This is a genomic window from Pseudomonas sp. NPDC096917, assembly GCF_044762555.1.
Classification (GTDB): Bacteria; Pseudomonadota; Gammaproteobacteria; order Pseudomonadales; family Pseudomonadaceae; genus Aquipseudomonas.
Genome location: NZ_JBIWEO010000003.1, coordinates 1 through 21,603, shown reverse-complemented (window position 1 = coordinate 21,603; position 21,603 = coordinate 1). Strand labels below are relative to the sequence as shown.

The 21,603-nt window shown below is 55.2% G+C and carries 20 protein-coding genes and 1 pseudogene; 13 read left to right on the top strand and 8 right to left on the bottom strand.

The features are described 5' to 3' along the window. The first annotated feature begins 542 nt into the window (after nucleotides 1-542). Both ACIQYF_RS04375 and ACIQYF_RS04370 read left to right on the top strand, forming a co-directional pair. Complete coding sequence (locus tag ACIQYF_RS04375) at nucleotides 543-800, top strand: YdcH family protein (protein ID WP_402857230.1); 258 nt, start codon at nucleotides 543-545, stop codon at nucleotides 798-800. A gap of 244 nt (nucleotides 801-1,044) precedes the next feature. Continuing rightward, on the top strand, nucleotides 1,045-1,338 hold the full coding sequence (locus tag ACIQYF_RS04370) for a putative quinol monooxygenase (RefSeq protein WP_402857228.1): 294 nt from the start codon (nucleotides 1,045-1,047) through the stop codon (nucleotides 1,336-1,338). Between the two features lie 53 nt (nucleotides 1,339-1,391). Here the strand turns inward: ACIQYF_RS04370 and ACIQYF_RS04365 are convergent, their stop codons facing one another. After that, the gene (locus ACIQYF_RS04365) at nucleotides 1,392-3,164 is read right to left on the bottom strand and encodes an acyl-CoA dehydrogenase C-terminal domain-containing protein (protein ID WP_402857226.1); all 1,773 of its coding nucleotides are present in this window, start codon (nucleotides 3,162-3,164) and stop codon (nucleotides 1,392-1,394) included. Nucleotides 3,165-3,261: 97 nt separating this feature from the next. Continuing rightward, nucleotides 3,262-4,884, bottom strand: a complete 1,623-nt coding sequence (locus tag ACIQYF_RS04360) for an acyl-CoA synthetase (protein WP_402857224.1) — start codon at nucleotides 4,882-4,884, stop codon at nucleotides 3,262-3,264. 177 nt (nucleotides 4,885-5,061) lie between these two features. On the opposite strand from ACIQYF_RS04360, the gene ACIQYF_RS04355 reads away from it, so the two are divergent. After that, nucleotides 5,062-6,873, top strand: coding sequence for a PAS domain S-box protein (locus ACIQYF_RS04355; RefSeq protein ID WP_402857222.1), 1,812 nt, complete (start codon nucleotides 5,062-5,064; stop codon nucleotides 6,871-6,873). 3 nt (nucleotides 6,874-6,876) lie between these two features. Further along, entirely contained in the window at nucleotides 6,877-7,512 is a 636-nt protein-coding gene (locus ACIQYF_RS04350) for a response regulator transcription factor (protein WP_402857220.1), read from the top strand. A 46-nt stretch (nucleotides 7,513-7,558) separates the two neighbouring features. Here the strand turns inward: ACIQYF_RS04350 and ACIQYF_RS04345 are convergent. After that, nucleotides 7,559-7,648, bottom strand: a pseudogene (locus tag ACIQYF_RS04345) (hypothetical protein); the annotation flags it as partial. Between the two features lie 97 nt (nucleotides 7,649-7,745). Here ACIQYF_RS04345 and xerC point away from each other — a divergent pair. From xerC to ACIQYF_RS04330, 3 genes are all read left to right on the top strand, one after another. Then, entirely contained in the window at nucleotides 7,746-8,693 is a 948-nt protein-coding gene (xerC, locus tag ACIQYF_RS04340; protein WP_402858031.1) for a tyrosine recombinase XerC, read from the top strand. A gap of 88 nt (nucleotides 8,694-8,781) precedes the next feature. Continuing rightward, on the top strand, nucleotides 8,782-8,982 hold the full coding sequence (locus ACIQYF_RS04335; protein WP_402857218.1) for a PLD nuclease N-terminal domain-containing protein: 201 nt from the start codon (nucleotides 8,782-8,784) through the stop codon (nucleotides 8,980-8,982). Nucleotides 8,983-9,548: 566 nt separating this feature from the next. Beyond that, entirely contained in the window at nucleotides 9,549-11,099 is a 1,551-nt protein-coding gene (locus ACIQYF_RS04330; protein WP_402857216.1) for a TerC family protein, read from the top strand. Nucleotides 11,100-11,272: 173 nt separating this feature from the next. Here ACIQYF_RS04330 and ACIQYF_RS04325 read toward each other — a convergent pair whose 3' ends face one another. Then, on the bottom strand, nucleotides 11,273-13,693 hold the full coding sequence (locus tag ACIQYF_RS04325) for a glucose/quinate/shikimate family membrane-bound PQQ-dependent dehydrogenase (protein WP_402857214.1): 2,421 nt from the start codon (nucleotides 13,691-13,693) through the stop codon (nucleotides 11,273-11,275). A 258-nt stretch (nucleotides 13,694-13,951) separates the two neighbouring features. On the opposite strand from ACIQYF_RS04325, the gene ACIQYF_RS04320 reads away from it, so the two are divergent. Next, complete coding sequence (locus ACIQYF_RS04320) at nucleotides 13,952-14,158, top strand: aldehyde dehydrogenase family protein (RefSeq protein WP_402858028.1); 207 nt, start codon at nucleotides 13,952-13,954, stop codon at nucleotides 14,156-14,158. 228 nt (nucleotides 14,159-14,386) lie between these two features. Here the strand turns inward: ACIQYF_RS04320 and ACIQYF_RS04315 are convergent, their stop codons facing one another. After that, nucleotides 14,387-14,800, bottom strand: a complete 414-nt coding sequence (locus tag ACIQYF_RS04315; protein WP_402857212.1) for an XRE family transcriptional regulator — start codon at nucleotides 14,798-14,800, stop codon at nucleotides 14,387-14,389. Then, complete coding sequence (locus ACIQYF_RS04310) at nucleotides 14,797-15,027, bottom strand: hypothetical protein (protein WP_402857210.1); 231 nt, start codon at nucleotides 15,025-15,027, stop codon at nucleotides 14,797-14,799. The genes ACIQYF_RS04315 and ACIQYF_RS04310 overlap by 4 nt, the downstream gene beginning before the upstream one ends. Before the next feature lie 20 nt (nucleotides 15,028-15,047). Here ACIQYF_RS04310 and ACIQYF_RS04305 point away from each other — a divergent pair, with 20 nt between their 5' ends. Further along, nucleotides 15,048-15,290 (top strand): transcriptional regulator, encoded by a 243-nt coding sequence (locus tag ACIQYF_RS04305; RefSeq protein WP_402857208.1) that lies wholly within the window; start codon nucleotides 15,048-15,050, stop codon nucleotides 15,288-15,290. 452 nt (nucleotides 15,291-15,742) lie between these two features. On the opposite strand, the gene ACIQYF_RS04300 is transcribed toward ACIQYF_RS04305, so the two are convergent. Beyond that, nucleotides 15,743-16,513 carry an IclR family transcriptional regulator gene (locus ACIQYF_RS04300; RefSeq protein ID WP_402857206.1) on the bottom strand — a complete coding sequence of 257 codons (771 nt, stop codon included), beginning with the start codon at nucleotides 16,511-16,513 and terminating at the stop codon, nucleotides 15,743-15,745. 167 nt (nucleotides 16,514-16,680) lie between these two features. On the opposite strand from ACIQYF_RS04300, the gene ACIQYF_RS04295 reads away from it, so the two are divergent. Continuing rightward, nucleotides 16,681-17,067: a nuclear transport factor 2 family protein gene (locus ACIQYF_RS04295; RefSeq protein ID WP_402857204.1), complete on the top strand. Its 387-nt coding sequence runs from the start codon at nucleotides 16,681-16,683 to the stop codon at nucleotides 17,065-17,067. Nucleotides 17,068-17,204: 137 nt separating this feature from the next. Here ACIQYF_RS04295 and ACIQYF_RS04290 read toward each other — a convergent pair whose 3' ends face one another. Beyond that, entirely contained in the window at nucleotides 17,205-17,759 is a 555-nt protein-coding gene (locus ACIQYF_RS04290) for a VOC family protein (protein WP_402857202.1), read from the bottom strand. An 85-nt stretch (nucleotides 17,760-17,844) separates the two neighbouring features. Here ACIQYF_RS04290 and ACIQYF_RS04285 point away from each other — a divergent pair, with 85 nt between their 5' ends. The 3 genes from ACIQYF_RS04285 to ACIQYF_RS04275 all read left to right on the top strand — a co-directional run bounded on the left by ACIQYF_RS04285 (nucleotide 17,845) and on the right by ACIQYF_RS04275 (nucleotide 21,520). After that, nucleotides 17,845-19,323 (top strand): bifunctional 3-(3-hydroxy-phenyl)propionate/3-hydroxycinnamic acid hydroxylase, encoded by a 1,479-nt coding sequence (locus ACIQYF_RS04285; protein WP_402857200.1) that lies wholly within the window; start codon nucleotides 17,845-17,847, stop codon nucleotides 19,321-19,323. A 46-nt stretch (nucleotides 19,324-19,369) separates the two neighbouring features. Continuing rightward, the gene (locus ACIQYF_RS04280) at nucleotides 19,370-20,371 is read left to right on the top strand and encodes a fumarylacetoacetate hydrolase family protein (RefSeq protein ID WP_402857198.1); all 1,002 of its coding nucleotides are present in this window, start codon (nucleotides 19,370-19,372) and stop codon (nucleotides 20,369-20,371) included. 207 nt (nucleotides 20,372-20,578) lie between these two features. Next, nucleotides 20,579-21,520: an MFS transporter gene (locus tag ACIQYF_RS04275; RefSeq protein WP_402857196.1), complete on the top strand. Its 942-nt coding sequence runs from the start codon at nucleotides 20,579-20,581 to the stop codon at nucleotides 21,518-21,520. Nucleotides 21,521-21,603 lie beyond the last annotated feature (83 nt).

Below are 21,603 nucleotides of genomic sequence, written 5' to 3'. Positions count from 1 at the left end.
AGGTTCAACAGCGAACGGCTGTAAGCGTGTAAGCCATTTGTTCGTTGCTGGCAGGGCGAACACCTGTCGCCTTGAAGCCTGTGTTTTTTATTGTCGTCAATAAAATGGCGAATGGTTTTACGCCGATGTGATCTTTGTCGCTTAAAGGTATGACAGTGGCGCGAGCCTTAAAATTCCAGCGTATCCAACGTTACTTTTGAGTGACAGGTGTGTTTCAAGCGGACATGTTTCTACGCAAATGTGAGGATAGTCCATGATTCAAACCGCGACATGTCAAAAAAACATCATTTTGTGATTTTCAGTCATGACGTTGACCGTTAAATGGCCGCGGCTAAAACACGCTCCCACGTCGATATTGAAGGGCTTTGAAGCGTTAACGCGCTGAAACAGGTGAGGGGTTTTACAAGGAAAGCAGGCCGCTGACTTTCTCAGTGGCCGGTTGCATGCTATTGCTTAAGGCGGTTCAGCAAGGATGGAACCTTTTTTTGCAGACTCATCCTCAGAGTCTGCACTCGTCACCTAAAAATCCATGAGGTGCAGATATGCCCGTTAAACATGATTTGTATCAGGACTTGAATATCTCGAGGGATGCAGCCGCAAAGCTTGAAGGTCAAAACGGCCACTTTTTGGGGCTCGTCACTAAATACAAAGCTGCCGATGATGCCGTCTTGGAGGCTGAAGCGCAGAATGCGATTGGCGTATCAGACGATACATTGCTCGACCTCAAGGCCAAACGGCTGAAAATCAAAGATCAAATCGCTGACTACGTGCATAAGGCCGAAAAAGACCCTAGCGTCTGACCCACGCGTGAGTGATCCAAGTGCAAGCGTTCGGAGCACGATGTCCGGGTCACTCACTTCACTGCCTGGTTGGATGCTGTCACGAGCGCGCCGCAAGCCACTCCCCACCACATAAACACCTGATCCCGCCGGCAATGTCGACGGGTGGGCGAGCGAGTGCTGCACCCCGCTGAATGTCAGGTAGTATCGCTCTGCTTGTGAGTGAGTGTATTGAGAACGCCAAACCCTTTTTCTGGAAGCCGATATGCCTAATACCATCAAGATTGTTGCCATCCTGCGTGCCAAAGCCGGTCACGAACAAACCGTCAAAGAGGCGCTGCTGGCGTGCGTCACAGGCTCACGCGCTGAAGCGGGCTGCGCGTTCTACGATCTGCACCTTGATCAGGCCGATCCGCAGCGTTTTGTGTTTATCGAGGGCTGGAAAGACAGGGCGGCCATTGAGCACCACAAAACCACGCCGCACTACCTGACCATGGGCAAGGCCGTTGCGGATCTGCTGGAGCACCGTGAAGTGCTGGTGCTTGACGAGTTGAAGTGAGCCTTTGCTGGGCCAATGGCGGCTTTTTACAAGCCGCCATTTTAGGGCGGGGGTTAAAAACTTGCTGCGTCCAGCTCAAACAGCGATTCACTGCCAGCCCGGATCGACTGTTCCAGACTCAATGTGCGGGGCAGCACGCGACTGAAGTAGAACTTGGCCGTGGCCAGTTTAGCGCCATAAAAGTCGGGGTCAGCCTGCAATGACCGCTGCGCCACATCAGCCATTCTTGCCCAGAGCCAGGCATACGCCACGTAGCCAAATACCTGTAAGTACTCAACCGACGCGGCCCCGATTTCGTTGGGGTTGATTCTGGCTCTGGCCTGCAACCAGAGACTCAAGTCCTCAAGCCTCTGTACGGCCTGCACCAGTTCGCGGGCATAAGGTTTTGCGGGCTGGGTTGCAAAGTCGCGGATATGGGCGGTGAACAGGCGCAGGGCCACGCCGCCGTTGGCGATGACTTTACGCCCCAGCAAATCCAGGGCCTGGATGCCATTAGTGCCCTCGTAAATTTGCGCAATGCGCACATCGCGCACCAGTTGCTCTTGCCCCCATTCGCGGATGTATCCATGCCCCCCGAACACTTGCTGGCCCAAGACGCAACTGTCGAGCCCGGTATCGGTAAAAAATGCTTTGGCCACCGGCGTGAGCAAAGCCACCAGCGTACTGGCGTCCTGCTGTTCTTGCGGGTCGGTCGAGAACTTACTCAGGTCCAGTTGCTGGCCTACGTAACTGGCAAACGCGCGGCCACCCTCGGTCATGGCTTTCATGCTCAGCAGCATGCGCCGTACATCGGGGTGAACGATGATCGGGTCGGCTATTTTGCCGGGTGCAACCGCGCCGGTCGGAGCCCGGCTTTGCAGGCGTTCCTGGGCGTAGGCGCGAGCATTCTGATAAGAGGCTTCGGCGCAACCGATGCCCTGAATGCCGATCGACAGACGTTCGTAGTTCATCATGGTGAACATCGCCGCCAGGCCCTTATTGGCTTCACCGATCAGCCAGCCTTGGGCGCCGTCGAAGTTGATCACACAGGTGGCGGATGCCTTGATGCCCATTTTGTGTTCGATAGAACCGCAGGTCACTGCATTGGTTGCACCCAATGTGCCGTCGACATTAACCAGCACCTTTGGCACCAGAAACAGGGAGATGCCCCGTGGCCCGGCAGGCGCGTCCGGTAATTTGGCGAGTACCAGATGGACGATATTCTCAGTCAGGTCCTGATCGCCGCCGGTAATGAAAATCTTGCTGCCGCTGATGTTGAAACTGCCATCGGCACGGGGTTCGGCTCGGGTGCGAATAATGCCCAGATCGGTGCCGCAATGGGCTTCAGTCAGGCACATGGAACCAGCCCAGCGACCTTCATACATCGGCGGCAAATACGTGGTTTTGAGTGCCTGGCTGGCGTGTGCATCAATCGCCAGGCAGGCGCCCGAGGTCAGCGCCGAGTACAGGGCAAAGCTTGAATTGGCGGCGTAGAGCATTTCTTCAAACTGCACCGCGAGCATTTTCGGCATTCCCAGCCCGCCAAACGCCGGGTTGCCCGACAGGCCGACCCAGCCACCTTCGATGTAAGTGTCATAGGCCGCCTTGAAACCGCTTGGCGTGCTGACCTTACCGTCCTGCCACGTCGCGCCTTCTTCATCGCCGCTGCGGTTGAGGGGCGCAATCAGTTGGCGGGTAACCTTGGCGGCTTCTTCAAGAATCGCGTCAGCGGTGTCGGCATCAACGTGCTCGGCCAAGGCCGGCATACGCGCCCAGAGTGCGGGCGCTTCAAATACTTCGTGCAACACAAAGCGCATGTCACGCAGCGGGGCATTGAATTCAGGCATCACAAAACCTCGTGAATTTTTTAAGCGAAGGCGTGAGCTCGTCTCGCGATCTTTTACAGATCGCGAGTTGCTTCGCGCCTACAAGGGCCAGGATGGGTTACAGGGCTTTGGCGATGTCGCGCAGCACGTATTTCTGGACTTTACCCGTGGAGGTCTTGGGCAATAAGGTGAACACCACAGTGCGTGGCACTTTGAACCCGGCCAGATGCTCGCGGCAAAAGGCGATGATTTCGATCTCGCGCACGTGCTGGTGATCGGCTTTGAGGGTGATAAAGGCGCACGGGGTTTCACCCCATTTTTCATCCGGGCGCGCCACCACGGCCGCTTCCATCACCCCGGGATGGCGATACAGCACGCCTTCGACCTCAATGGTCGAGATGTTCTCGCCACCCGAAATGATGATGTCTTTGAGGCGGTCGCGGATTTCTACATAACCGTCCGGGTGACACACAGCCAGGTCGCCGGTATGGAACCAGCCGCCTTCAAACGCTTCAGCCGTGGCGCTGGGGTTTTTCAGGTAGCCTTTCATCACCGTGTTGCCGCGCATGAAGATCTCCCCCATGGTTTCACCGTCACGGGGCGTCGGCTCCAGGGTTTTCGGATCGGCCACCATGACGCCTTCCAGCGTGGGGTAGCGCACACCTTGACGGGATTTGATCTGGGCGCGCTCAGCGAGGGTGTGTTCGTCCCATTTGTCATGCCAGGCGCAGATAGTCACCGGGCCGTAGACTTCGGTCAGGCCATAGACGTGGGTGACTTTGATGCCCATTTCTTCGACCGCACCAATCACTTTGGCGGGCGGGGCGGCGCCTGCGACCATGGCATTGACCGGGTGGTCGATGGCCGCCTTGGCCGAGTCGGGCATGTTGACCAGCGCATTAAGCACAATCGGCGCGCCACACAAGTGAGTCACCTGATGCTCACGGATCAGGTTGAGGATTTTTTGCGGGTCGACCCGACGCAGAAATACATGCACGCCGGCCAGCGCGGTGATGATCCACGGGTAGCACCAGCCGTTGCAGTGAAACATCGGCAGGGTCCACAGATACACCGGGTGGTTGCCGATGGCCCAGACCATTTGATTGCCCAGCGAGTTGAGATACGCCCCGCGGTGGTGGTAAACCACGCCTTTGGGATTGCCGGTGGTGCCCGAGGTGTAGTTCAGCGCGATGGCTTGCCACTCATCCGTAGGCCATGGCCACTCGTACTCGGGGTCACCTTCGGCCAGAAACGCTTCATAATCCAGCGCACTGACCGGTCGGCCTTCGCCGTACTCCGGGTCATCGACGTCGATGATCAGCGGCGGATGGTCGAGCATGGCCACGGCAGCGTGAACCACGTCATGGAATTCACGGTCGGCAATCAGTACCTTGGCTTCGCCGTGAGCAAGCATGAAGGCAATGGCTTCGGCATCAAGGCGCACGTTGAGGGCATTGAGAACAGCGCCAATCATCGGGACAGCAAAGTGCACTTCCAGCATCGCCGGGATGTTGGGCAACATCACCGCCACGGTGTCGTTCTTGCCTATCCCGCGGCCAGCCAGTGCACACGCCAAGCGCCGGCAACGGCTGTAGGTCTGTGCCCAGGTGCGGCGAATGGAACCGTGGATCACGGCAGGGTAGTCGGGGTAGACGCTGGCGGTGCGCTCGATAAAGCTCAGAGGCGAGAGGGCAATATGGTTGACAGCAGTGGGCTCGAGGCCTTGCTCAAAAATCGACATGATGGTCATTCCGGTGGCTGATTGTTAGCTCTGTGGCTGCCCGCTCTGCCGGTGGCGAAAGGGTCAGTTTTATGTCCGAACTGACTTATAGCTCAGTTTGTATTTGATATGGAAGTAATACCTAAGCAATATAGTAATTGTTCTATATTAAGCCTGTACCCCATACATGGATGCCCAATGTCTGTTTCGCTGCTCACCTATGACCCGCAACCCTCGGTGGTGCTTGACGCCCAAGGCGTGCCGCTGGCGGCTAACCCGGCATTGGCGCGGCTGTTGGCAGGCAAGTCGCTGAGCCATGTGCGCACATGGTTGCCGGGTAATCTGAATGAATTGATCAACGCGTGCCTGCAACAGGCCCGGGCCATTGAGCAGGTCGAAGCGCACAGCCATGAACAGATCTGGCTCTGGACCCTGATTCCGGACCCGCAAAACCGGTGCGTGGTGGCCCGTGGACGTGAAGCGAGCAGCGAACTGCTGGCCGAACGTGAAGCCGCCAAGGCCCGGCGTCTGTATCGACTGATTACTGAAAACACCACCGACTTGATCTCGCGTCACAGCCCCGACGGGCGCTTTCTGGATGCTTCCCCGGCGTCATGGACCTTGCTCGGCTATTGGCCCGAACGTTTGCGAGGGACTCTGGCCCAGCGACTGTTTCATCCCCATCACCTGGCACAAGTGCTGCGTCAGGCGCGCGATGCGCTGGAACTCGATGGCTACCACACCATGACCTATCGCATTCGGCATCAGGCCGGGCATTACCTGTGGTTTGAAACGGCCAGTCGGGCAATCCGTGAAACTTATACCGGCGCGGTGGTTGAGGTGGTCAGCGTGTCGCGCGACATCACCGCGCGGATTCAGGCCGAGGAAAACAAGCGGCGTCTGGCCGATGTGGTCGAAGCCAATCCGGACCCGGTGCTGTTTATTGATCCGGTGGGCAGCGTGTCTTACCTCAATCCGGCAGCACGGCGCATTCTCGGCGTGGCATGTGGGGACAGTCTTCTTTCGCTTGCGGACTTTTTAAGCCCGCAAGACTTGACGCAACTGCAATCGGTGGGTTGGCGCAATGCGGAACAACACGGCTTGTGGAGCAGCGAAACCCGCTTGCAGCCCTTGAATGGTGAGGCTTCTGTGCCGGTGTCACTGCTGTTGCTGGCCCATCGCTCGACTGCCGGTGAGCGGTTTTTCTCGCTGGTAGCCCGTGACATGCGTGAGCGTGAATTGCGTGAAGCCCAGCAGCGCCATCATCAAGACGAAATGGCCCACACCGCGCGGCTGATAACCTTGGGAGAACTGGCGTCCGGGATTGCCCACGAGATCAATCAACCGCTGGCCGCCGTGGTCAATTATGCGAATGCCAGCCAGCGTTACCTGCAAAACCTTGAGCACAACCCCGATGCGGTTTCCCGCGTGAAGCAAGGGCTGGAACGCATCACCCTGCACGCCAACCATGCCTCCCAGGTGATCCAGCGTCTTCGAGGGTTTCTACGCAAGGGCCGCCGCACCTTGCAGGCGCTGGATGTGAGCGATGTGGTGCGTCAGGCCGTGAGTCTGTGCGCCTGGGAAGCCCGCGAGCGGCAGGTGAGCATTGAGCAGCAATTACCGGAAATACTGCCGTTGGTGTACGCCGATAGGGTGTTGCTGGAGCAGGTATTGATCAACCTGCTGCGCAATGCCATTGATGCCAACAGCGAGCAACAACCGCGGCAGCCTTCACGCATTACCTTGCGGGCGCAGGTCGTGGCCAACAGTTGGTTACACATCAATGTGCAGGATCAGGGGCCTGGGGTGACGGGCGAGCAGTTCGAGCAACTGTTCACCCCGTTTTACACCAGTAAAGCCGAGGGGCTAGGGCTGGGTTTGTCGATGAGTCGCAGTATCATCGAAGGCTTTGGCGGAGAACTGAACGCCGAGCCACAACCCGTTGGGCTGCGCATGTGTTGCCGCCTGCCGTTGATGGCCGCTATCAAACAACAAGAAGAGGGCATTTAACCCATGACAACCCCCGAGCAACATGTGGTGTACGTAGTCGATGACGATCAGGGCATGCTCGATTCGACGGTATGGTTATTGGAATCGGTGGGCCTGAATGCGCAGCCATTCACCAGTGGCCAGGCTTTTTTAGAGGCCTGTGACCCGATGCGCAGCGCCTGTGTGCTGCTCGATGTGCGCATGCCCGCCATGGGCGGCCTGAATGTGCAGCAAGCGCTGCAGGAACGCGGAATCAAAATGCCGGTGATTTTTGTCAGTGGACATGCCGATGTACCGATTGTGGTGCGTGCTTTCAAAGCGGGCGCCCATGACTTTATCGAAAAGCCCTACAACCAGCAGTTGCTGCTGGACAGCGTGCAACAAGCCTTGAGCGGCGGTAATGCCCGACAAACCGCCAGCCAGGAACAAACCGAACTTGAGGCGCGCCTGCAAAGCCTCACACCTCGTGAGCGCGATGTGTTCTTGCCGCTGGTCAAGGGCTACACCACCCGCGAGATTGCCGAGCAATTGGCGGTGAGCCCAAAAACCATCGACCTGTACCGAGCACGAGTCATGAAGCGCATGCAGGCTGAACATTTGCCGGAACTAGTGGGCATGGCGATTGCTGCCGGGCTGGTTGATCCGCTCAAGTTGCGTTAGGCCGATCTGAAGGGATCGTTCACCGATCAAAAGACCTCGAGTAAGCGAAGCCGCGCAGCAGCACGGCTGAAATCATATGCGTGCCCCACAACAACAGTGCAATGGCACCGGCGAGGTTGAGCAAGAGAAACGAAATCCAGTGTGAATGGAAAGGCTATAAGTGCGCATGAAATCTATGTGCCTGGGTTATATTACGGCGTGTTTCAACCGTATTGAGAGTGGTTGTGTCGATAATTGACCCCGCAGCAGTTCAGCTTCACGCGATTCAGTTAAATCAGGTTCAAGCGCCCGTTACGCTTTACCTGCAACGTTTGGCGCCGTCCAGCCGGCAGACCATGCGTTATGTGTTGCAGGACGCAGCAGATCGTTTGGGCGTCGATGACGTCGCGATTGATGAATTCCCCTGGCACCAGTTGCAGCCAGGCCATATCACGGCCCTGGTTGCAGCGCTGCGAGCAGATGGTTATGCACCAAACACCTCATCGCTCTACGTGAACGCCATCCGCGGGGTGATGAACCAGGCCTGGCAACAGAGCCTGATCACTCAGGATCAGTTGCTGAAGATTCGTGCGGTGAAGGCGGGCGGCGGTTCGCGCCTGAGCAAGGGCCGTAACCTGCGCCGCACATTGATTCGCGAGTTGATGGATGTGTGTGAAGCAGACCCGCGCCCGCAGGGCCTGAGGGATGCCGCGATCATTGCGATTCTGTATGGTTCGGGCATGCGCAAATCCGAATCGGTAAATATGGACCTGCGTCAGGTCAATGTGGCAGAGCGCAGCTTGCAAGTGATGGGCAAGGGCAACAAGGAACTGATCAAGTTCGCCCCGGCCTGGGCCTTTGAAAAGCTTGAAGCATGGCTGGCATTGCGGCGCAAAAACTTGCCGGAAGGTGTAAGCGATGATGACTTTCTATTCAACCGCATTCGCCGTGGCCACCACATCACCCGTGAGCGCATTACCAAGCATGCGATTTACTACATCGCCAAGCAGCGCGGTAAACAGGTGGGCGTGGACATCATGCCGCATGACTTCCGGCGTTCATTTATCACCCGTGTGATCGAGGAGTACGACGTGTCGATTGCGCAAAAACTGGCCCACCACGCCAACATCGCGACCACGGTCAGTTATGACATGCGCAATGACAACGAGCGGCGCAATGCCACAGACCGTTTCATACTGTGATGGGGGACAATCTCAGACTCATTTTGAAAAATTAATGAACCCTCGCGTCATCAGCCGACCTAAAGTTTTACAACTTGTGAGGTGATGTATGCAAATTCCTACGTTTTGGGCTGTCCTGGCCGTCATTCTTTTGTTGTTGGAGCTCTGGACCATCCGCGGCGTGCTGAAAAGCAACGCCCCGGTCAATAGCCGGTGCATGTGGGTGGCAGTGGTGATTTTTGTACCGCTGTTCGGCATGCTGGCGTGGCTGCTCGTCGGCGCCAAGCAGCACGCTCACCCTAAAACCTAAGTGTTGGTTTTGAGCTGGGTCCGCAGTCGCGTGGTCAGGCGTGCGATTGACGCAGGCCGATCTTGCTCGTAAAGAGTTTTTTCACAACCTCTTTAGGCGGATCAACCGCAGAGTCCTGCTTTACCCAGGCGCCCGGTAAGCATTCACGGCCAGATTTGGGTTTTCGTGGAGCGCGCTGTTGGGCATGACTCCTGATGGTGAGGTCTGAAGGCCGGCGGCAATTACTCGCTGTGTCTTCAGCCATCGGCCACGGCCTATCCTCTTGCAGGGGTTCGAGGATCAAGCCGGGCAGGGCGGCAGGTAAGATTTTGTAATAACTATCTGCAGCGCGCAGATCGGGAGTCGCTGTAGGATTGCCTCCCGAATTTAACCAAGGTTTATATGAACACCCGCCTGGAGCCTCCCAGTCCCTCGTTACACCCCGCATCAGTCTTGCGCTTAGCCGCCACTCTTGAATCTGTCTCGCATTCCCCACATTTATCGAAGTCCGGCATTACGTCGGTTGCTTTGCATGTCCGTGCGTGTCATTCGCTGACCCCGATTTTTCGAGAGACTGAGTAACCCTTATGGAATGGATTGCAGATCCCACGGCCTGGCTTGGCCTGTTGACTTTGATCGTGCTGGAGTTAGTTCTCGGCATCGACAACCTGGTGTTTATTGCCATTCTCGCGGACAAGTTGCCGCCCGAGCAGCGCGACCGTGCGCGAATTATTGGCCTGTCGCTGGCATTGCTCATGCGCCTGGGCTTACTGGCGAGCATCTCGTGGATGGTCACGCTGACTGAGCCGTTGTTTGAAGTGTTTGAGAAATCATTCTCCGGCCGCGACTTGATCATGCTGTTTGGTGGTCTGTTTCTGTTGTTCAAGGCGACCATGGAGTTGCATGAACGGCTTGAAGGGCATGTCGCTGAACGTGCCTCGAATGCGGTGTATGCCCTGTTCTGGCCCATCGTCGCGCAAATCGTGGTGCTCGATGCGGTGTTCTCGCTGGATGCGGTGATTACCGCAGTCGGCATGGTTGAACACCTCTCGGTGATGATGATCGCGGTCGTGATCTCCATCGGCCTGATGATTATTGCCAGCAAGCCGCTGACCAAGTTCGTCAACAGCCATCCGACCGTGATCATGCTCTGCCTGGGCTTTTTGATGATGATCGGCTTTAGCCTGACGGCTGAAGGTTTGGGCTTCCATATCCCGAAAGGCTACTTGTATGCGGCGATTGGCTTCTCGATTCTGATCGAGCTGTTTAACCAGATTGCCCGCTCACGGCGTAAACGCAGCCTGCAAGGCGTGCGTCCGATGCGTGAACGCACGGCCCATGCGGTGATGCGCCTGTTGGGCGGTCGCAAACTGAGCGAGGATGAAGTAGGCGAAGAAATCGCTGACATGCTTGAAGGCGGTGAAGCCGAAGAAGTCTTCCATCGACGTGAACGAATCATGATCCGGGGGGTGCTGCAATTGGCAGAACGGCCGATCCGTACGGTAATGACTCCACGTGCCGAGATCGACCATATTGATCTGACAGACTCGGAGGAATGTATCCGAACCACGTTGATGCACTCTTCGTACTCGCGATTGCCGTTGATCAGAGCAGGGCGCATTGATGAACCGTTAGGCTTTGTGCACAAGAAGGAGCTGCTGAAAGAACTGCTGGCGGGCCATCAACCTGACCTGGAGGCAATGGCTCGCAAAGCTATCAACTTGCTCGACAGCTTCACCATTCTTAATGCCCTGGAGCAGATGCGCAAAGAGTCGACCCACATTGCGTTTGTGATCAACGAATTTGGCGATTTCATCGGCCTCCTGACCATGACTGACATCCTGGAGTCGATTGCCGGTGAACTGCCGGATGCGAGTGAAATTGAAGGCCCGAATATCATCGCGCAAGACAACGGTTATCTGGTCAGTGGCGCCTTGAACCTGAGCCAGATTCGCCAGCACACCGGTTTTCCGGGCAGCGCTACGGATGACTATCAAACACTGGCCGGGATGGTCATGAGTTTGCTGGACCGGTTGCCAATGATTGGCGACACACTGTCGTGGGAAGGCTGGAGCATGACCGTGGTTGAGGTCGAAGAACGCCGCGTGACGCGAGTTTTATTGGTGAAGCAGGGCTAAGCCCCACACGATAACCGCTGTTGTAGGCTGCGATAAAGGTCGAAGGACCTTTGCGTGTATGTTCACAACAAGGCCGCTGCGCTGCCCATGGCAGCCTGCGGCAGGGCTACAAGCCAGGACATTGAGCACAAAAAAACCCGCCTAACCAGGCGGGTTTTTTATTTAGCGTTTGCTTACTGGCTGTCGGGCAACGCGTAAGCAATCACGTAGTCACCACGATCTGGCGACTGACGCGCACCACCTGCGGTGATTACCACGTATTGCTTGCCGGTTTTTGGCGAAACGAATGTCATCGGGCCACCTTGGCTTCCAACCGGCAGACGAGCCTTCCAGGCCTCTTCACCGTTGGCCGAGTTGAACGCACGCAGGTAGTAATCCTGAGTGCCGGCAATAAATACCAAGCCGCCTTGGGTGGAGAGGGTACCGCCCAGGGTTGGCATGCCGATAGGCAATGGCAGCTTCATTTTGATGCCCAGCGGGCCCGTGTCTTCAACGGTGCCAACGGGCACTTGCCAGGCAATTTTCTGGGTCTTCATGTCGATAGCCGTCAGGGTGCCGAAAGGCGGCGCCTGGCAGGGAATGCCAGCCACGGACAGGAAGCGGTTTTTGTTCACGGCATACGGCGTCCCTTTGAGCGGTACAGCGCCCATGCCAGTGTTCAGTGCTTCGCCACCCGAGGATGCCTTGGCGTCTTTTTGCTGTGGCACCATCTGGCTCCACAGGCCCAGACGCATATCGTTGACGAAGATGAAACCGTGTACCGGGTCAGTCGACAGACTGCCCCAGTTCATGCCACCCAACGATCCCGGAAAGCTCAGCGAAACGTCAGTTCCCGGCGCCGTGTACAGGCCGTCGTAGCGCATTTTCTTGAAGGCAATACGGCACAGCATTTGGTCAAACGGCGTTGCGCCCCACATGTCCGACTCAGTCAGCGTTTGTGCGCCGATCTGCGGCATGCCCACCGATTTGGGCTGAGTTGGCGAGTACGGTTCGTTAGGGATGTTGGAAGCCTTGACTGGCACCTCCTTCACGTCAGTCAGCGGCTGACCGGTGTGGCGATCCAGCACAAAGATCTGGCCAGCCTTGGTACCGATGACGACGGCAGGCACCTTAGAACCGTCGGCTTTGGTGAAGTCGATCAGGCTAGGCTGCATCGGCAGGTCAAAGTCCCACAAGTCATTGTGGACGGTTTGATACACCCATTTTTCATCACCGGTCGTTGCGTTCAGCGCCAGTATCGAGGCGCCGTAGGTGTGGTCCAGTGCCGTACGTTCAACGCCATAAATGTCGGTGGACGAACTGCCCATCGGCAAGAACACGGTGTTCATCAGCGGGTCATAAGACATCGGCGCCCAACTGTTAGGCGTGCTGCGAACATAGGTTTTGCCGTCAGCCGGGGCTTGCTTGTCTTGCGGATTGCCGGGGTCGAAAGCCCAGCGCATGGCGCCTGTTACCACGTCGAAACCACGAATTACGCCGCCAGGCATGTCGGTCTGAACGTTGTCTGCAACACGACCGCCCACCACCACCGTGGTTCCGGCCATCAACGGCGCGGACGACAGTTGGTAGTAGGAATCAGGCACATCGCCCAATCCAGCTTTTAGATCAACCTGGCCATGGGTGCCGAAGTCTTCGCAGAACTTGCCGGTATCGGCGTCGACCGCAATCAGGCGGGCGTCGATGGTGTTGGTTAACAGACGACGCTGGCAAGCGGCACCCGGAGCAACACTGACCGCAGCAGCTGGTGCACTGCCATCGGTTGGGGCCACGATAGGGGCTGTTGCGTCAAAGTAAGCCAGGCCACGGCAACGCTGCCAGACCGCCGACTTAGCGTTGATTTCGTTCTTCCAAAGCTCTTTGCCGGTATCGGCGTCCAGTGCAATGAGGTTGTTATGCGGTGTGCAGATAAACACCTTGTCACCCACTTGCAGCGGGGTCATCTGGTCTTCCGCGCCATTACCATCGCTGATCGCGACGTCACCGGTGTGGTAAGTCCAGGCCGGTACCAGCCTGGAAACGTTGCTGCGGTTAATCTGGTCCAGCGCGGCGAAGCGGCTGCCACCTTCGTCATTGCCATAGTGTTCCCAGTTTTTCTGCGCCTTGGCCGGATCAACCTTGGTCAGGCCTGGGCCGTCACCCGTTGGAGAAACCGACGCGTGAGGCTCAAACATGCCCCAGAAACCGGCAACGATAGCCAGAGCCAACACGGCACTTAATGCATAGCCGCCGTTGCCATTCAAGCCATTGGCCTTGCGCAGCGTCGGGTACACCAGCGCGACCACCAGGCTCAATACGGCCAGGGCAAAAAGGCGGGACACCAGCGGCCAGAACACCAGCCCGGCATCAACCAGCGACCAGACAATGGACGCAATCATAACGCCAGCAAACACCCAGGCACCCAGTACTCGTTGCTTGAACAACAGCACAGAGGCGATGAGCATGCCAATCCCGGCAAGCAGGAAGTACAGGCTTCCACCGAGTGTGGCGAGGTAACCGCCACCGGCGATGAAGAGTAAAGCGAAGACCAGCACGCCCAAGGCGGCAACCCAAATGGGCCAACGGCTCACAGAGACCGAAGGTTGAGACTTATTCATGGCGCATGACCCTATTGATGCATGACAGTGGTGGGGAGATCTTAGGGTGACCAGCCTTAACATTAGCGCTGATTCCCGCAAACGGGGCCCAAAGTGAAACAAGCTGTCGGTGAAGGGCAGCCGCAAGCACCTTTTGAACCAAATAGTTAATTCTCGACACAATATCAAAAAAAACGTCCCTGCGACAAATTGTCAGTCTCAGTGAGCAAGAAACAGTGTTGTGAGGAACGTAATAATCGCGAAGGAAAGGGGGCCACGATGGTGGTGGGAGAACTAGCAGAGGAGGCGCAGATGGCTCCGACGCTGGTGGATAGAGTGTCATCGAAAATGGATATTTACGATGAAGAAACCTTTCGGCCCGTCACCAACGAGGTTCGGGTCAAAGGCGCGGAGCAGGCATTGGCAGTCGCTACGATACGGCGTTCGGCCTGTCGTCAGCCATCTTCAGTCGCAATGTCAGCTTGACCCTATATCTGGCTAGCCGCCCGGATGCTGGTTGAGTGCAAATTAACAGGGGCATGAAGAACAGTGGCTACGGTCGCTTCGACGGCAGCGCTGTTATTGAAGCGTTCACCGAAGTGAAATAGGTCACGGTCGAGCATTTCGATCAGACTTATAACTCAACTAAAGAACTATTTAGTAGAGTTATAACTTAATAGTCTTAAAAAGAGCAGCAATAGCAGGATTGGCCTCTCATTCACCCAGTTTCGCGCCCGCGAAACTCTTGTTTTGGTGGAGTATCTCAAGGCATTCCATCAAATCGACCTCTCTATAATCCTGAAAGTGTCCGAGTAGAAGCGCTGTTAGCTGTATTTCGCTTAGCCCAATGATGCTCGCAGCCCTTGAAATTCGGCCTTCTGAGCGTTTAATCACTTGGCTGATTTGCGCAACAATTCGGGCTTTTCTGAGCATTTCTTCTGGGTTGGCCATCCAGATATCAGCGTAAACGTTGTCTGGAATGGCTGATTTTTCAACTGGGATCAGGCTATTAACTTCTTCTAATTTTATCGTTTTGGTGCGATTTGCATTGATCTCTAACAGTCGTTGTTCAGCAATACGAACGTCTTCCAGATCTTCAAGATTGCTAGAACCAATATCTGTTTTCATGGCTGATTAACCTTGAGTGGCTGAGAGGTTTTCGTCAGCGTTAACGAGCCGTCAGGCTGGTTTTCAATGATCAATGTGTCACAGGTTACAAGACCCATTTTGCTGAGCAGATCATCGGGCAACGGCACGATCATGTCGCCAGTGCCAGTGCCAGTGCCAGTGCCATCGGCAGCGTCTTGGTATGTGACTGTCCAACGATTACTTTTAAGGTCATGTGTTGGGTTCATATGTTTCCCCAGGCATTCAAATGACAGAGCCAATTCTTGATTACGATCCGGCAGACTCGCTGGTTGATACTGACACCATAAACATCTTTTTAGCTGATGCTAACGACACTGGCGACGCGGCTTGTATTGCAGAAGCAATGGCCGTTGTTGCACGCGCCAAAATGCGCAGTGAAGCACTGGCGATTTTGCAGCGTGTCCGCCAAGGTCAAGAAGCCGTGCATTCAGCGGCGGACGTCAGGAAGGATCTGGGCTTAGACGACTGAGCGCCTGTAGAAAAGCAGCCTCCACTGACCTTGACGCCCCAATACGAAGGTTCGCATAATGTATATTATGTTAAATCAACACCGTTTCAACAGTGTTGCATTTTTGGTGGCAGCGTCCAAAAGCCATATGCTTGCGAGTGAACTCATATCCCTTGCAAGCACTCGGCTTTCGTCTTTGGCATCTGGGCATGACTGCATAAAACTACGTGATACCTCTATCCCCGCGTCGACTAAGGGATGGCTCCTGGTCGATAATTTCGGCCTCCCGAGGTTTTGGGCTACGCTATGGGCAGATGTGCTCAAGGCAAGCTTGCCCAGACGCCGCAAAGCTCCCACCGAGCACATTTCCAGCAATCCTCAGAAACGATGGCAGCCTGCGAGGAATCAACAACCAAACGTGGACATCGGCCACAACTTTCGTTTCAGATATCGTTTCGCACCTCAGTACGACATCAGACATCGATATTTGCAGGTGACACTCGGGTCATTATTTCCTGGGCAGTCCGCTGCAAGAGCTGAATCAATTTCGTCTGGTTAACCAGATTCATACGATCCACCGAACTAACTAAACTTAGCGCTCCCTGAACCGGCCCCTGAAGCGGCTGGAGCGCCACCGATACGGCTGCCGCATCTTCATCCACTTCCCCGACGGAGAAATAGAAGCCAGCTTTGCGGATATCGCTGTAGTACTTTCTAAAAGTCGACCATTCCGTCGGCAAATCAGCCTCTAATATCTCCTTCTGGTTGGAATCAAAGACTTTGTGCAATTGAGATGTGGTGAAACTTGCCAGAATGATTTTCGGCGCCGCGCCTTTAAACAGAGGCCGGATACGTCCCCGGCCATAACTAAGATTTGTCGGCGTGGAACTCAGTTCATGGTGTGTGTCAAGAATCTGGCTACCAAAGAGTCCCGAGACGATACAGTTGAAGCCAGTCTGCGCCACCAACTCCTGCATAAGCGGCAAGGCATGCTGCAACACAGGATCGGCCTTGCGTATGTAATGATCTAGGACCATGACTCTCGGCCCTAGGGTGTACATCGAGTCGGCAGAACGTTGCAGCAGGCCCGCTTCGGTGAGCATTCTCACGTAGCGGTAGCCAGTTGGTAATGACACCTGTAATGCCTCAGAGATGGCGTCAGCAGACCAGCTCAGCTGATTATCAGTGAACAGATCCAGTACGCTAAGCATGCGGGACAGGCTTGAATCGGATTTTTCTATCATGGGTTTTGTTCAGGGTCCTAAAAAGTTATAGCTAAATAATGATATGCGGCTAGGCATAAAAAAGAACGCATTCTAACCACCCAAAGCTCATACCAATAAATTATCGCATTGTGATAATTTATACATTTTTTGAGTCCGATATGATCTCTCTCTGTGGAATTCCTGTCATGTTGACTGCACACGAACACCTAGCCTCCTGTCTGGAGCGACGCCGATGCGAAGCTCTTTTAAAGTCAGATCAAGCCGAGTTAGATTTGCTGCTATCACCCAAGCTGATCTATATGCACTCCACCGGGGCCAGAGATAATAAGAACAGTTTTTTGACCAAGCTAGCGGATGGAAGCCTGAAATACCTGTCTCTCGAATTTTCTCAGATCGGTGCCCAAACATTCGATGACAGTCTGATAGTGACAGGGCTGATGACCGCCAAGGTGCTCAAAGCAGGTCAAGAGAAGGCGGTTAGTAGCCTGTTTATGACTGTATGGGCTAACGAAGAACTGGCTGGTGGACGGCGCTGGAGGCTGTTCGCCCACCAAGGCTGTCCCAAAGTTTAAAAACCAACCACAAGTAGTCCGCAATAACCTTTCTTGCCCCAGGCTCCCTAAATGTCATCTCTTTGCGGGCAGAAACTTAACTCCGCCACGAGTGCGGGGCGCATAGCTACGCCCCGCCGCCTCATGCCGTAGCGTGATCAATCAACCCCCATGAGCCTGGCCATTTCTGCCCGCCATTCACTACGGGGGCGGAAGCCTGGAAGCTTTCGTGCGTGGACTTCAGCCCAAGCCAGTAACTCTTTTGGCGGCAACTCAATCGGCATTGGCACTCGCATCGGCTGGCTAACGTACCAAGGTGTGTCGACATAGATTTCGATACGGTTACCCTCTGGGTCGCGGAAATACAGTGAAAGTGCATTGCCGTGAGTCACTGGCGCCAACTCCGTGACCGGAGCCTCTTTGAGCCGCTGGTGAAACGCCTGAAGTGTTTCTATCGAATCTGCGGTCATCGAGATTTGATTGACGACATTGAAGTCGAGCTGCTCCGGGCGTCCTGAGACCAAAACAATCTGATGGTGCACATCCGGGTCGCGACTGGTGAATACCAAGTCGATGCGCCCATTCGGCCCCTCCAAGCTTCCCCTATCCGTAATAGTGAAACCCAGAACCTCAGAGTAGAAGGCTCCTAGCGCCTCGACATCCCGGGCGAAGATGCCCATATGGCTGAATTTTAGACCGGTATTTTTGCTCATTGTGATTTCCTCTTCATTTTTTCTTTGACAAAAAAGACTATTAATACAATTATTATCACATTGTGACAAACAAGAAGGATAAAAAATGAGAGACGTCGTTATTATCGGCTGCGGGCCTACCGGTGCCCTCCTCGCCAATCTTCTAGGGGAACTGGGCGTGAGGACGCTGGTACTTGAGCGAACCGCGGGAGTGCTGGAAATACCCCGTGCAGTTCATATCGACGGTGAAACCATGCGCATCATCCAAGCGGCGGGTATGGCTAATGAAGTGCTGGCATTAAGCCGCCCAGGGCATGGCATGCATTGGGTGGATGCCGAGGGGGAAACCCTCGTGGTGCGGGAAGGGCAACAAGGTTTGGGTGACCAGGGATGGCATAACGACTACTACTTCCATCAACCCGATCTTGAGAAGGCAGTTCGTGCCGGCCTCGCCCGTTTTCCCCATGTAGAGTTGCGTGAAGGCATGCAGGTGACGGATTTTCGTCAAGATGATGCAGGGGTCACTCTGAGTGTGCTAAATGGCCAAACAGGTCAGAGCGAGCAAATTCAAGCTCGCTATGTAGTGGGTTGTGACGGAGCACGTTCGATCACTCGCCAGTGGATCGGCGACAGCCACGAGGATCTCGGCCTACACCAAGCGTGGTTAGTCGTCGATGTGCAGTTGTATCGACCACTGGACCTTCCTGAGCACACCGTGCAGCACTGCAACCCGGCCCGCCCAGCCACTTCGAACTACATAACGCCTCTTCGCAGGCGCTGGGAAATCATGCTGCTGGACAGCGACGACCATACTGAAATCACTCAGCCTAAAAAAGTTTGGGAACTATTGGCGCCTTGGGTAAGACCTTCCCAAGGCAAGCTAGAGCGTGCAGCCACCTACATGTTCCACTCTTTGATCAGCCAGGAATGGCAAAAGGGTCGCCTGTTTATCGCCGGAGACGCGGCCCACCAGACGCCGCCGTTCCTCGGCCAAGGTCTGTGCGCCGCTGCGCGTGACGCAGCCAATCTGTCATGGAAACTTGCGCATGCCATAGCCCATCCTGATAGCGCTGGGATCCTGAACACTTACGAGCCTGAACGTAAACCACACGCCCGTGAATTCGTCGACCTTGCAGTACAGCTAGGCGGGATTATCCAAGAGACGTGCCCCCAGGCGGCATCCGTGCGCAATACCGAGCTTAAAAGTAAGGGCCTTTGTTTTCCTTTCCCCCGCCCAACTTTGGGCCCCGGCGTGCATATGGGAACAGAAGGAACCGTCGGTAAGATCGGCTTCCAATCCGTGCTGCCCGACGGCCACTGGCTGGATGACCTGGTCGGTCCACACTTCTGCTTAGTGATCGAAGCAACTCAAGCCCATCAGCTGACAGCGGAGACTGCAGGACTGCTGGAAGTCCTCGGCGTCAAGGTTATTCGCGATGGAGGTCTGAGATCTCAGCAATGGTTAAAGGACAATAATCTCGCAGCGGTGCTGCTGCGCCCTGACAGGTATGTCTTCGACGGCCTAGCCAACCTTTCCGATTTACCCCTCACGCTGGAGCATCTAGCCGCTTGGATTAAGCCCTGAGGCTCGAAGCAGCTCTCCCTCGCAACTATAGTAAGGAAAATAATATATGAAGTTTGCATCACTAAAAAATGGCCGTCGCGACGGGGCACTTGTCCTGGTTTCGAGTGATCTCAAAAAGGCCGTTCCAACAGAGGGAATTGCAGCGACGCTGCTCGAAGCACTTGAAGAGTGGCCAACAGTACAACCAAAGCTGAAAGCACTCTCCGATAAGCTAAACGCCGGCCAGGCACTCGGCGCTTTTGATTTTGAGCAATGCGAGCTGGAGTCGCCTCTCCCGCGTACTTTCCAGTGGTGCGACGGCTCTGCATATCTCAATCATGCAGAGTTGGTACGTAAAGCGCGCAACGCGGAGATGCCAGAACAGCTCTATCACGACCCCATGCTATATCAGGGCGCATCGGACTCCTTTATCGGGCCTCGCGACCCAATCCTGGTAGCCAAATCTGAATGGGGAATCGACTTGGAGGGTGAAGTTGCGATCGTGACCGACGACGTACCCATGGGCGTTACGGTCGAGCAAGCAGGCAAGCACATCAAGCTGGTCATGATTCTGAATGACGTAAGCCTGCGCAACATCATGCCAGCCGAGCTGGCAAAAGGCTTCGGCTTCTTGGTCTCCAAACCCTCTACCGCATTTTCTCCAGTTGCCATCACCCCTGAAGAGTTAGGTTCTGCCTGGGATGGCGGGAAGGTACTTCTTCCTTTGATCTGCCACGTCAATGACAGCCTCCTAGGCAAGCCAGACGCAGGCGTCGACTGCTACTTTGACTTCCCTCGACTGATTGCTCATGCCGCACAAACTCGCGAACTGCGCGCAGGAACCATTATCGGCTCCGGCACAGTATCGAACCGTGACACTTCGGTGGGTACGGCCTGTATCCAGGAAAAGAGGATGCTGGAGAAACTCGCGACCGGTGAGATGCATACCCCTCATCTCCAGTTTGGTGACCGCGTCCGAGTGGAAATGCTGGATGCTGACGGCCAGTCCGTGTTTGGTGCGATAGAGCAGACCGTGGTTCAGTACCAAGGTCCAGTCAAGAACGCTTAACCCCCCTGCTATGCCCAACAGCAGCCGCTGCTGGGCATGCCCTGTAGAGCAGCTTTTAACGTTTTAACGTTTTAGATACACCCCTAATAAAAACAATTATCACTCAGGAGTCGCAGACATGGTGCTATCTAGCATTTCTCACGTCACATCCTTAGATCCCTTAACTATTTGCCGCCCTAACGTTTTCAAAACGGTGGAGGGCAAAGTATGAACTCTACAAGCGCCCCAACTCAAAAAATTGATATTGGCTTATTTCTCGATAACAGCCCCTTATTGGGTATGCAGAAACTTGTTATTTTTATGTCAGCAATGGCGATAATTCTTGATGGTTTCGACTCTCAGCTGATCGGGTTCGCCATCCCCAAATTAATAGACGAATGGGGCGTCTCCCGCGCAGCGTTTAGTTCAGTATTAGCGGCCGGCCTTATTGGCATGGCGATGGGCATGGCTTGCGGTGGTTATCTGGCAGACCGCATTGGACGAAGTAGAGTGCTGGCAACCAGCTGTTTACTATTTGGCACGGCTACTATTCTAATCGGTTTTGCTTTGAACCTTGAGAGCCTCACGATTTTGCGTTTTATAGCAGGGTTGGGTATTGGCGCAGCGTTGCCTTGCGCTGCCACTCTCACTGCTGAGTACACCCCTGCTCGTCAGCGCACAATGGCTATAACCCTGACCATAGTCTGCTTCCCCCTCGGCGGGATGATCGCCGGCCTCTTTGCCGCTTGGGTTCTATCTCACCATGGTTGGCAATGGTTGTTCTGGTTTGGCGGCTCAATGCCCGTACTGTTAAGTTTGATGCTCTTCGTGTTTCTGCCCGAATCCCCTCGCTATTTAGCACGCCACCAACGACGCTGGCCCGAACTTATTCATATTTTAAAGCGCATGGGGCACACCCTTTCGCAGAGTTCTGAGTTCGCCGATAGTACAGAGCGTGCAACACCCAAGAAGTTAGGCTTTAAAGCATTATTTCAAGCGGCTTTCGCGCGGGACACTATTGCCATATGTTTGGCTTTTTTCAGCGTCGTGCTATCACTGTATAGCGCTTTTAGCTGGCTACCTGCCGTACTATCCGCCGCGGGCCTATCGATGGCGTTGGCCAGTCAGGCCCTCGCGGCCTATAACCTAGGAGGAGTGCTAGTGTCGTGAGCGGTTAGTTTATTTTCTAACGTACAACGATATACTGTGCACCCCTCGCCCCGAGATGGTTCCAGGCATGCCTCGTCCAATTG